Annotated in this window: 8 protein-coding genes and 3 pseudogenes; 8 read left to right on the top strand and 3 right to left on the bottom strand. The window is 56.1% G+C overall.

Annotated elements, in window-relative coordinates; translation table 11 throughout:
- Position 1: 1 nt before the first annotated feature.
- A pseudogene (tyrS, locus tag PSQ19_RS04785) lies at positions 2–1,247 on the bottom strand (tyrosine--tRNA ligase).
- Positions 1,248–1,285: 38 nt separating this feature from the next.
- Positions 1,286–1,948 (bottom strand): alpha/beta hydrolase, encoded by a 663-nt coding sequence (locus tag PSQ19_RS04780; RefSeq protein WP_282219825.1) that lies wholly within the window; start codon positions 1,946–1,948, stop codon positions 1,286–1,288.
- 281 nt (positions 1,949–2,229) lie between these two features.
- On the opposite strand from PSQ19_RS04780, the gene PSQ19_RS04775 reads away from it, so the two are divergent.
- The 8 genes and pseudogenes from PSQ19_RS04775 to PSQ19_RS04740 all read left to right on the top strand — a co-directional run bounded on the left by PSQ19_RS04775 (position 2,230) and on the right by PSQ19_RS04740 (position 10,422).
- Positions 2,230–3,375 (top strand): cysteine desulfurase family protein, encoded by a 1,146-nt coding sequence (locus PSQ19_RS04775; RefSeq protein ID WP_282219824.1) that lies wholly within the window; start codon positions 2,230–2,232, stop codon positions 3,373–3,375.
- 68 nt (positions 3,376–3,443) lie between these two features.
- Positions 3,444–4,944: pseudogene (gene sufB, locus PSQ19_RS04770) on the top strand (Fe-S cluster assembly protein SufB).
- Between the two features lie 79 nt (positions 4,945–5,023).
- Positions 5,024–5,773 carry a Fe-S cluster assembly ATPase SufC gene (sufC, locus tag PSQ19_RS04765; RefSeq protein WP_282220613.1) on the top strand — a complete coding sequence of 250 codons (750 nt, stop codon included), beginning with the start codon at positions 5,024–5,026 and terminating at the stop codon, positions 5,771–5,773.
- A 14-nt stretch (positions 5,774–5,787) separates the two neighbouring features.
- On the top strand, positions 5,788–6,993 hold the full coding sequence (gene sufD, locus PSQ19_RS04760) for a Fe-S cluster assembly protein SufD (RefSeq protein WP_282219823.1): 1,206 nt from the start codon (positions 5,788–5,790) through the stop codon (positions 6,991–6,993).
- 27 nt (positions 6,994–7,020) lie between these two features.
- Positions 7,021–8,242: pseudogene (locus PSQ19_RS04755) on the top strand (cysteine desulfurase).
- Positions 8,243–8,254: 12 nt separating this feature from the next.
- Complete coding sequence (locus PSQ19_RS04750; RefSeq protein WP_282219822.1) at positions 8,255–8,656, top strand: SUF system Fe-S cluster assembly protein; 402 nt, start codon at positions 8,255–8,257, stop codon at positions 8,654–8,656.
- 53 nt (positions 8,657–8,709) lie between these two features.
- Positions 8,710–9,090 (top strand): HesB/IscA family protein, encoded by a 381-nt coding sequence (locus PSQ19_RS04745; protein WP_282219821.1) that lies wholly within the window; start codon positions 8,710–8,712, stop codon positions 9,088–9,090.
- A 66-nt stretch (positions 9,091–9,156) separates the two neighbouring features.
- Complete coding sequence (locus PSQ19_RS04740; protein WP_282219820.1) at positions 9,157–10,422, top strand: 3-phosphoshikimate 1-carboxyvinyltransferase; 1,266 nt, start codon at positions 9,157–9,159, stop codon at positions 10,420–10,422.
- Here PSQ19_RS04740 and PSQ19_RS04735 read toward each other — a convergent pair whose 3' ends face one another.
- On the bottom strand, positions 10,423–11,469 hold the full coding sequence (locus PSQ19_RS04735) for a GGDEF domain-containing protein (RefSeq protein ID WP_282219819.1): 1,047 nt from the start codon (positions 11,467–11,469) through the stop codon (positions 10,423–10,425).
- Between the last annotated feature and the right edge of the window lie 144 nt (positions 11,470–11,613).

The raw sequence follows: 11,613 nt of genomic DNA, 5'->3' as shown, positions 1-11,613 counted from the left end.
GCTAGACCGGCTTTAGCAATGCGTGCCGTTTTTTGCCAACCGAGAGTTTGACGACGCCTTCGGGTAACAGTGCATTGTCGCCAAGATTGAGGCGTTCGTCCTCAATCAGGGCGTCATTGACCCGCACGGCGCCGGATTTGACGTGTCGCCGGGCCTCACCATTCGATGCCGCCAGTCCGGCAAGCACCAGCGCGGCTTGAATGCCGATGCCATTGGCAAGGTCGGCATGGCCAAGGGTGACGGTGTGCAGCGACAGGTCCAGTGCACCTGTTTCAAAAGTCGAGCGCGCTGTATCAGCCGCTTCTTCGGCGGCCGAGCGGCCATGCAGCATGGCTGTGACCTCGGTTGCCAGTCGCTTCTTGGCTTCGTTGATGTCGCCGCCCGCGACGCGATCGATCTCGTCTAACGGCAGGGTGGTATAGAGCCTTCAGGAAGCGAAGGACATCAGCGTCATCGACATTGCGCCAGAACTGCCAGAAATCATATGCAGAAAGCAGGTCCTTGTTCAGCCAGATGGCACCATTGAGCGATTTGCCCATCTTTGCGCCAGATGCCGTCGTCAGCAGCGGCGTGGTCAATGCGTAGAGCTGGGGCGTACCCGTACGGTGGCCCAGATCGATGCCATTGATGATATTGCCCCATTGATCCGAACCACCCATTTGCAGGCGAACGCCGTAGCGCCTGTTCAACTCGACGAAATCGTAGGCCTGCAGGATCATGTAGTTGAATTCGAGAAAGGACAGCGACTGCTCGCGATCAAGTCGCTGCTTGACCGAGTCGAACGCCAGCATGCGATTGACCGAAAAGTGCTGGCCATAATCGCGCAGAAATTCGAGGTAGTTAAGCGGCAACAACCATTCAGCATTGTTGAGCATCAGGGCATCTTTGGGACCATCGCCAAAATCCAGATAGTTGGCGAACACCTGCTTGATGCCATCGATATTGGATTGAATGGTGTCGGCGGTCATGAGTTTGCGTGCTTCGTCCTTAAACGAAGGATCGCCCACCATGCCGGTGCCACCACCCATGAGGGCAACCGCGCGGTGACCGGTTTTTTGCAACCAGTGCAGCATCATGATTTGGATCAGGCTGCCGACGTGCAGGCTCGACGCTGTGGGATCAAAGCCGATATAGGCTGTCACCGTTTCCGTGCTCAATAGCTCATCGAGCCCGGCATTATCCGATGTCTGGTGGATAAAGCCGCGCTCAAACATGGTGCGCATGAATTCAGATTTGAATTCGGACATGGAAGCCTCGAAATTTCGTATTCAGAAGTGGGCGCGGTCTAGCGGCCCTTGCCGTCGGCAATTTCCTGGCGACGTCGATCCAGATATTCGGCGCTCCGCTCGGTCAATTCGTCGATCTTGCCTTCAAAGAAATGATTGGCGCCGTCGACAATCTGTTGCTCGATAGTGATGCCTTTTTGGGTCATCAGCTTGTCCACAAGCTTTTGCACCGATGTCGGCGGGGCGACGCGATCCTTGTCGCCGTGAATAATCAGGCCCGAGGATGGGCAGGGGGCGAGGAAGGAAAAGTCATAGAGGTTTTCGGGCGGGGCCACTGAAATGAAGCCCTCGACTTCTGGGCGGCGCATCAGCAATTGCATGCCAATCCAGGCGCCAAATGAAAATCCGGCAATCCAGCACCCACGACTTTCGCGATTGATCGCCTGTAGCCAATCGAGGGCCGCCGCCGCGTCGGAAAGCTCGCCGACGCCATGGTCAAACAAACCTTGCGAACGCCCCACGCCACGCGAATTGAAGCGCAAAACGGAAAAACCGCGTTCAACGAACATGTAAAACAGATTGTAGACAATCTGGTTGTTCATTGTGCCGCCAAATTCGGGATGGGGGTGCAGCACGATGGCGATAGGAGCATTTGGTTCCTTACCGGGCTGGTAGCGACCTTCAAGACGCCCCTCGGGGCCGTTGAAAATGACTTCTGGCATGTGTTTCTTCCGGGGCCGATGTGGCTCTGTTGGTGTGGTTATGACGGCCCGAAAGACAGGCGAAGCGGCTTGACTAAGCGCACTTCGCTGCCTAAAACATGGGTCGAAAAACCAGTTTAGAATTGTTCGAAACAGGTTTTCAGGCCGCGAGACGGCCTAATAAGTGCGCCCCTTGTAATGAAAGTGGGCCTCGGAATTCAAGAAGTGTTTGTCCCGAGGTCGACGCGATTGCGTCCAAAGGGCAATTTTCAACGGCGCATGGGCGCCATGGATGCCTGATTATGGCCAAACCGGCGATCTATCTTGATCATAATGCTGCCGCACCGCTCCTGCCCGAGGTGCGGACTGCGCTGGTCGGTGCATTGGCGTGGACCGGCAATCCCTCGTCGGTTCATGGCCATGGTCGTCAGTTGCGCAATCTGGTCGAAACGGCGCGCGATCAGGTGGCGCTGCTTGCTGGTGCAGAACGCTCGCAAACGGTCTTTACCGGTTCGGCAAGTGAAGCAATTACCCAAGCCATTGTCGGTGGGGCAGCGGCGCTACCGGTGCAGCGCATTATTGTGTCAGAGGGTGAACATTCTGCCAGCCTGAGTGCTGCCGATGCCAGCGGTTTGCCGATTGATAAAATCGGTCTCGATGGCGATGGCGTTATCAAGGTGGATGCACTGGCCGATGCCTTGCGGCGCGCTGACGACGCGGGGGCGAAAGCGCTGGTTGGTGTGCATTGGGTCAATAATGAAACCGGCGTCGTTCAGCCGATGGCCGCGATCAACGCGCTGGTTGGGGCGTCACCGCATTATCTTTTTGTCGATGCTGTACAGGCGTTTGGCAAGCTGGACCTAGAATTTGCCGCAAGCGCATCCGATATGATGGCGATAAGCGGTCACAAGATCGGCGCGACCGCCGGTGTTGGTGCTTTGCTGATGAAAAGCCATGCAGACAAGGTGCACCTGATACCCGGTGGCGGGCAAGAACAGGGGCGTCGTGGCGGCACCCAGTCAGCAGCGATACTCGCGGGCTTTGGTGCGGCGGCCGCCGCCTTTCGCGAGCATTATCAGCGCGCTGATGTCGGTGTGCTGGTGCAGAACATTGACGCTGGTTTGCGGCAATTGGCTTCGGATCTTAGTGTATTCGGGGCCAAGGCGGAGCGGGTGGGTAATGTCATCAATTTCGCCGTGCCGGGAATGAGTAGTGCAGTGGCGATGATGGGACTGGATTTGCTCGGCATTTCGGTGTCATCAGGCTCGGCATGTTCGTCGGGCAAAGTGGGGCGCAGCCATGTGCTGTCAGCGATGGGCGTTGAGCCCGAACTTGCCGACTGCGCGCTGCGGGTCAGTCTGGGATGGAATTCGACCGCGGACGAGGTTGCCGCATTATTGGCGGGATATGAAACAGTGCTGATGCGTCAGCGCCATCGGGCGGCGTAAGGTCGCCTGAGACGAAATTTGCAACCTAAGGCGTCCTTGAAACGCCGGTGGTAATAGGAGAATTAATGATGTCTGCGCTCGATATTCCGACGCTTAAGGAAAATATTGATCGGGAAACCGTTGATCAGGTGCGCTCGCTTGACGTCGACAAGTACAAGTATGGATTTTCGACCGATATCGAATCCGACATGGCGCCGCAGGGGCTTTCCGAAGACATTGTCCGGTTCATTTCGGCCAAAAAGAACGAGCCGCAATGGATGCTGGATTGGCGGCTTGACGCGTATCGGCGCTGGTTGACGATGGATGAGCCAGCATGGGCCAAGGTGCACTATCCGCAGGCTCGACTTCCAGGATATGTATTTTTACGCCGCGCCCAAGTCGACGCCGGCCCCGACAAGCCTGGATGAAGTCGATCCGGAATTGTTGGCGATGTATGACAAGCTGGGCATTCCTCTTAAGGAACGCGAAATCCTTGCCGGTGTCGAACGGCCCAACGTGGCCGTGGATGCGGTGATGGATTCGGTATCTGTCGTGACGACGTTTCGGGAAGAATTGGCCAAGGTTGGCATCATATTCTGCTCGATTTCGGAAGCAATTCGCGAACATGCGGAACTGGTCCAAAAATATCTCGGGTCGGTCGTTCCTGTTACTGACAATTATTATGCCACGCTCAACAGTGCGGTGTTTACCGACGGATCGTTCGTTTACATCCCAAAGGGCGTGCGCTGCCCGATGGAGTTGTCGACCTATTTCCGCATCAACGAGAAAAAGACCGGGCAATTTGAGCGGACGCTGATCATTGCCGAGGACGACAGCTATGTGAGTTATCTCGAGGGCTGCACGGCCCCGATGCGCGATGAAAGCCAGTTGCATGCCGCAGTGGTTGAACTGGTGGCACTGGAGAATGCCGAGATCAAATATTCTACGGTGCAGAACTGGTATCCCGGCGACAAGGATGGCAAGGGCGGCATCTATAATTTCGTGACCAAGCGCGGCGATTGCCGTGGCGACAATTCCAAGATTTCTTGGACGCAGGTTGAAACCGGTTCAGCAATCACTTGGAAATATCCAAGCTGCATCTTGCGGGGCGATAATTCGCGCGGCGAGTTCTATTCGATTGCAATTTCGAACGGCTATCAGCAGGTCGATAGCGGCACTAAAATGATCCATCTGGGCAAGAACACATCAAGCCGGATCATTGCCAAGGGTATCGCGGCGGGGTTTTCGGACAACACCTATCGTGGGCAGGTTTCTGCGCACGCCAAGGCCAAGGGCGCCCGAAATTTCACCCAATGCGATTCCCTGCTGATCGGCGACAAATGCGGGGCGCACACGGTGCCCTATATTGAAAGCCGCAATGCGACGGCGGTGTTTGAACATGAAGCGACGACGTCCAAGATTTCGGATGATCAGATGTTTTATTGCCAACAGCGCGGCCTTGACGGGGAAGCGGCGGTTGCGCTGATCGTCAACGGTTTCGTGCGCGACGTGCTGCAGCACCTGCCCATGGAATTCATGGTCGAATCGCAAAAACTCATTGCCATTTCGCTCGAAGGCAGCGTCGGCTGATCCCATCAACATCACTCAAGTGCGGGTGGCGCCTCTGGCGACCCCGCTATCCATTCGGAGACAATCAATGGCAAATCCAATTCTCGAAATCCGCAACCTGCATGCGCGGATTGAAGATCGCGAAATTCTTAAAGGCGTCAATCTGAGCATCCCGGCGGGTGAGCTTCATGCGGTCATGGGCCGCAATGGTTCGGGCAAATCAACGCTGAGCTATGTTTTGGCCGGCAAGGACGACTATGAGATCACCGAGGGCGAGGTGTTGCTCGACGGGGTGGACCTGTTGGCGATGGAACCGGACGAGCGCGCTGCCGCTGGTCTGTTCCTGGCGTTTCAATATCCAATCGAAATTCCCGGTGTCTCGACGATGACGTTTCTCAAGGCGGCAATGAACGCGCAACGCAAGTCGCGTGGCGAGGGTGAGCTGTCAACGCCCGATTTCATGCGGGCTGTCAAAGAGGCCGGTGCGACACTCAATATTGATGCGTCGATGCTGAAGCGTCCACTTAATGTCGGGTTTTCGGGCGGTGAGAAGAAGCGCGCGGAAGTGTTGCAAATGGCGTTGCTGGCGCCAAAAATGTGCATTCTGGACGAAACCGACAGCGGGCTGGACATCGACGCACTTCAGGTTGTCGCCAAGGGTGTCAATGGTTTGCGGACCGCGCAGCGTTCAATGCTGGTGATCACGCACTATCAGCGCCTGCTCAATCACATCGTGCCCGATGTCGTGCATGTGTTCTCCGATGGCCGGATAGTGGAAAGCGGCGACAAGTCGCTGGCGCTGCAGTTGGAAGCCAAGGGTTACGCCGATTTTGACAGCGAGCCTGCATGATGTTGAAGTCAAAAATGCCAGTACGGCTGAATGCAGCCGAAGAAACGCTGATCGCACAGCTGCGAGATGCTGGTGATGGCGCCCAGGCCGAACGTTTGAATGTTACCGGGCTGCCGACGCGGCGGGTCGAAAGTTATCATTATACTGACCTCAAAATGTTGCTGAAGGCCGTGCCGCCACTGGTGGAGGCGGCGAATTCGGCCAGTGCGCCGGCGCTTCGGGTGGCCGGTGCCTACCAGTTGCTTATCGCCAACGGCGTGCCGCACCCGGGCACGACTGCGCCTGCGGGCGTTATTGTCGGCACGTCCGATGGGGCAGCGCTGAGTGCCCATGATGATGTGTTGGTGCGGCTCAATTCGGCTTTGGCGAAAAAGAGTCTCAGCCTGACGCTTGAAGGCAGTGTTGATCCCATTATCCAGATTGATCGCCGCACCGAGGGCGCTGCGGCGCATTCGGCCAGTTCGGCACGGATATTTGTGGCGGATAATGGTTCAGCGACGATTCTCGAGACCTATTCGGGATCCAGCGAGGCCCATGTCACCAACAATGCCAGCTATATCGCGGTGGGGCGCAACGCCACGGTAACCCACATTACCGTCGATCTTTCTGGCGATGGGGTAACCCACTTCGCCACCAATGAGTATGTTTTGGCCGAGGGCGCCAAGCTGCGCACGTTGGCAATTCACGCCGGATCAGCGCTGGCGCGCACCCAGATATTTGCCCGATTTGCAGGCGAGGGCGCCCATGGTGATTTTGGCGGGTTGAATCTGGTCGGCGATGGCCAGCACCTTGATTTCACGCTCGACGTCAATCATGGGGTGCCCAACACCACCAGCCAGGAAATGTTCAAGCAAGTCGGGCGAGGGCGCTCGAAGGGCGTGTTTCAGGGTAAAATCGTGGTGGCGCGGGACGCACAAAAGACCGACGCCAAGATGATGATGCAGGGTTTGATGCTATCGGATCAGGCCGAAATTTTGTCCAAACCCGAACTGGAAATTTATGCCGATGACGTCGTTTGCGGTCATGGTTCGACCTGCGGCGAGTTGGACGCTGATTCGATGTTCTATTTGATGAGTCGGGGTATTTCGAAGCCCGAGGCCGAGACCATGCTGGTGCGCGGCTTTCTTGAGGAAGTTCTTGATCCGATCGAGGACGACGAACTCAACGAGGCGTTGACGGCCGTCATCGATGACTGGCTGGTCGGCGCCAAGCAGCGCTGACACAGTGCAAGCTGCAAGGATGGCCAGATGAGTTTCGACCTCGCCAAGATTCGCGCCGATTTTCCGATATTGTCGGAACAGATTCACGGGAACCGTCTCGTCTATCTGGATTCGGGGGCGTCGGCGCAAAAGCCGGTGCAGGTGCTGGATCGAATGGATCACGCCTTTCGGCACGAATATGCCAATGTCCATCGGGGTCTTCATACATTGGCCAACCGCGCCACCGAAGCTTATGAGGGCGGCCGCGAGGCGGTGCGAAAATTTCTCAACGCGGCGCGAAGCGAAGAGATTGTCTTTACCCGCTCGGCGACTGAGGCAATCAATCTGGTTGCGGCTTCGTTTGCTGGCCCGCGCATCGGCGAGGGCGATGAGATTGTCACTTCGATCATGGAGCATCACTCCAATATCGTGCCGTGGCATTTTCACCGGGAGCGCAAGGGTGCGGTGATCCGCTGGGTTGATGTCAAAGACGATGGCGGGTTCGATCTGGAGGCGTTCGAGGCGTCGTTGTCGGCTCGCACCAAAATGGTCGCTATTACCCATATGTCCAATGTGACAGGCACGGTAACGCCATTGCGGCAGGTTATCGATATGGCGCACGCCAAAAATATTCCGGTGCTGGTAGATGGCAGCCAAGGGGCTGTGCACACGGTTGTTGACGTTCAGGCGCTCGATGCTGATTTTTATGTCATGACCGGGCACAAGGCTCTATGGCCCGACCGGAATTGGCGTGCTTTATGGCAAACATGCGCTGTTGGCGGAAATGCAGCCCTATCAGGGTGGCGGCGAGATGATTGAGTCGGTCACGCTCGATAATGTGACCTACAATGAACCGCCGCACCGGTTTGAAGCGGGGACGCCGCCGATTGTGCAAGCCATCGGCTTGGGAGCGGCGCTTGGCTATATGGAGGCGCTTGATCGCAATGCCATCGCCGCCCATGAAGCCGACGTTACGGCCTACGCGATGGAGAAGCTCCAGAAAATCAATTCGTTACGGTTGATTGGTACAGCAGAAGGCAAGGGCGGCATTTTCTCATTCGAGATCAAGGACGCGCATGCCCACGACATTTCAACCATTCTGGATCGCTATGGCATAGCGGTGCGGGCTGGTACCCATTGTGCGCAACCGCTGTTGCACCGATTTGGGGTTACCTCTACCTGTCGAGCTTCACTCGCCCTATATAATGGCAAGGACGATGTGGATGCCCTGGTAGATGGCATTGAACGCGCCCGAAAATTTTTCGTATAAATCGCGGGGATAATGATGACTGAAGAATCCGAAATTGCACCGGCTCCGGCATTGCCCGTCGATAACCGCGTTTTGCCGACTCATGATGGCAATCTGCCCGCTGATGAGGTCGAACGGATAACCAACGATCTGATCGGGGCCCTCAAAACCGTCTATGATCCAGAAATTCCAGTCGATATTTACGAGCTTGGACTGATCTATAAGGTCGATCTGGATGATGATCGTAATCTTGCTATCGACATGACATTGACGGCGCCGGGATGCCCGGTAGCGGGCGAAATGCCGGGCTGGGTCGAAAATGCCGCGCTGTCCGTCGAGGGCATCCAGGATGTGACGGTCAATATGGTATTTGATCCGCCATGGGATGCGACCCGCATGAGCGAAGAAGCCCAGGTTGCGTTGAACTGGTGGTAATTTTCGGCCTGGCGCGCTATATATCGTAAAAGGGCGATGAACGAGGATATGCGATGGCGTTCAAGATCATGACTTTGAGTGACGCCGCTGCCGAGCGGATCAAGGAAATTATCGAAGATTCTGACAAGCCGGTGATTGGCGTGCGCGTTGGCGTACGCAATGCCGGCTGTGCGGGCATGGCCTATACGCTCGACTATGTAACCGAGGCAATGGTCGGCGATGATCATGTCAAGGATCAGGGGCTGGATGTCTATATCGAGCCAAAGGCGACGATGTTCCTGCTTGGCACTATCATGGACTATGAAGAGTCCAAGATGAGTGCCGGTTTTACCTTCAAGAACCCCAATCAGACCGGCGCCTGTGGCTGTGGCGAAAGTGTGCAGCTTGAGCCAGCGGACCTCAAGGCGATTGCAGCGGCGCGAGCCAGCGCCTAGGCGTTGCGTTGGACCAGAACTTGTCCTAACAGTCGCCAAGTATTTGCCCTGCAATGAGACAAGTCCATGAGCGTGTTGCCTGCAGCACTTACCATAGTGCCTCCAAATCATGCGCTTAGCGGGCGTGTTGCGCCTCCGGGCTCCAAATCAATTACCAATCGCGCGTTGCTGATGGCTGGACTGGCCGTCGGGACCAGCCAGTTGAGCGGTGCGCTCAAGAGCAAGGATACCGCCTTGATGGCGGCGGCACTCAAGCAAATGGGCGTGGGTGTCGATGAACCTGACGAAACGAGTTTCGTGGTGTCCGGTAGCGGAAAACTCACGGCGCCCGATCAAGCGTTGTTTTTGGGCAATGCCGGTACGGCCGTTCGTTTTTTGACCGCGGCGGCGGCCACCATTGACGGGCAGGTGGTCATTGACGGCGATGAGCACATGCACAGGCGTCCCATTGCGCCACTGGTTGCCGCCATTGCATCGCTTGGCATCGATATCAACTCGGCAACCGGATGCCCGCCGGTGGTGGTGAATGGCAGGGGCAATTTTGGCAGCGGACGGATTGAAATCGACGCTGGATTGTCCAGCCAATATGTTTCGGCGCTGCTGATGGCTGCGCCGCTGGGCGCGGGGCCGATTGATGTGGTGCTGACGGGCAGCGATATTGGCGCTCGGGGCTATATCGATCTGACATTGGCTGGCATGCGCAGTTTCGGCGCGCTGGTCGAACAAGTTGATGCGGGTCGCTGGCGGGTCGAGCCAACAGGCTACCAGGCGACGGCGCTGGCGATCGAGCCCGATGCGTCTGCTGCGACCTATCTCTGGGGCGCAGAGGCGCTCACCGGCGGCAATATCGATCTGGGGATCAAGGCGGACGCCTTTACCCAGCCTGATGCACTCTCACAGGCGTTCATTGCGCAATTTCCAAATATGCCGGCGGTGATTGACGGATCGCAAATGCAGGATGCCGTGCCGACGCTGGCGGTTTTGGCAGCGTTCAACAATAATCCGGTGCGCTTCGTCAATATTGCTAATTTGCGGGTCAAGGAATGTGATCGCGTGGCGGCACTGGCCAATGAACTCAATCGAATTCGGCCGGGACTGGCGCGCGAAGATGGGGACGATCTGATCGTTGCCGCCGACCCGGGGTTATCTGGTCAGCGTTTGCCGACACGTATCGAGACCTATGCGGATCATCGGATCGCGATGAGCTTTGCGCTGGCGGGGCTGAAAATTGGCGAGATCACCATTCTTGATCCGGCCTGTACGGGCAAAACCTATCCGGGCTATTGGGACATGCTTTCGGACCTCGGCGTCGTGTTGACACCCGGGCAATAGTCAGGCGGCGACTATTTTTTCAAGTTCCAGTTCGCTGACGACATTATTTCGACCACCGTGCTTGGCAGCATAGAGACAGCGGTCGGCGCGCTCGATCAGAGACGATGTCGAATCGGTTGCGGCGAACTGCGCAACACCGAACGAGGCCGTTATGCGGCCCAATTTTTCATTGGTCGAGCGCTTGAGCAATTCCTTGGCCTGGATGGCCTTGCGAATATTTTCAGCGACAATAACGGCACCTGCAATATCTGTGGTGGGCAATATTGTCATGAATTCCTCACCACCATAGCGGGCGGCGAGATCGCGTCCCTTGATGTTGGCCTTCAAGGTCATGGCAACGAGACGCAGGACCTGATCGCCGGTCTGGTGGCCAAAAGTGTCGTTGAATTTTTTGAAGTGGTCGATGTCAACAATAATGAGGCACAGCGGCTCACCACTCGTCGCGGCTTGTTCGACGGCCCGGTCAATACTTTCATCAAAGCTCTTGCGATTGGCAATTTTCGTAAGTGAATCGATCATTGATTCACGACGCACGTCTTCGAGATCTTGTTGCAGCGTGGCAATGTCTTCGCGCGACGCATCCAACTGTTCTTCGAGATTGCGATTTGTTTCCTGCATCTGTTGGGTTTCGATGAGCAGGCTTTTGGTCATGGACTTGAGGTCGTCCGCACTCACGCCGCGATCCAGATCGCCACTCGCTACTTTCAACGAACCAGAATAGGAAACGGCATTTGTCATTGCCGTTTCGATAGCGTCGTTTACCGACTCGATCCGCGCATGCATGCGTTCGGAGACGTTGGTGATGCGTTCATTTACGTCGTAGGACTTCAAAAATTCGACACAGAGCGCTTCCACTGTTTCTGTGGTCAGTAGATGCCCCGCCCGAAATATTTCGTTCATTCGGGCATTGAGGGCGGCGTTGACGCCGGAAGTGTAGGTATAGAGCAGTTCATAAAAATGAGGATAGGCCGGAATCTCGCAACGCTTAAGCAATCGCATTGCTGCGTTGGAGTAGCTCAGCGCGAGTTTGAATTCCTGCTCGGACAATGTTTCCTCACACCCATTTCGTAAGGTCGGGCTCGCATCATTTGATTCTAATGTTCTTAATATTACATAAATGGGTGTGCTGGAAAAAGCGAGTCGTGATGCAAGTGACTGGTTCTATATTGTTACCAACAGGACATTCGTTGG

This window comes from Devosia algicola (assembly GCF_028816455.1).
GTDB classification, from domain to species: domain Bacteria; phylum Pseudomonadota; class Alphaproteobacteria; order Rhizobiales; family Devosiaceae; genus Devosia; species Devosia algicola.
Note: the sequence above shows the minus strand (reverse complement) of the source record. Positions and strands in the feature narration are given on the sequence as shown.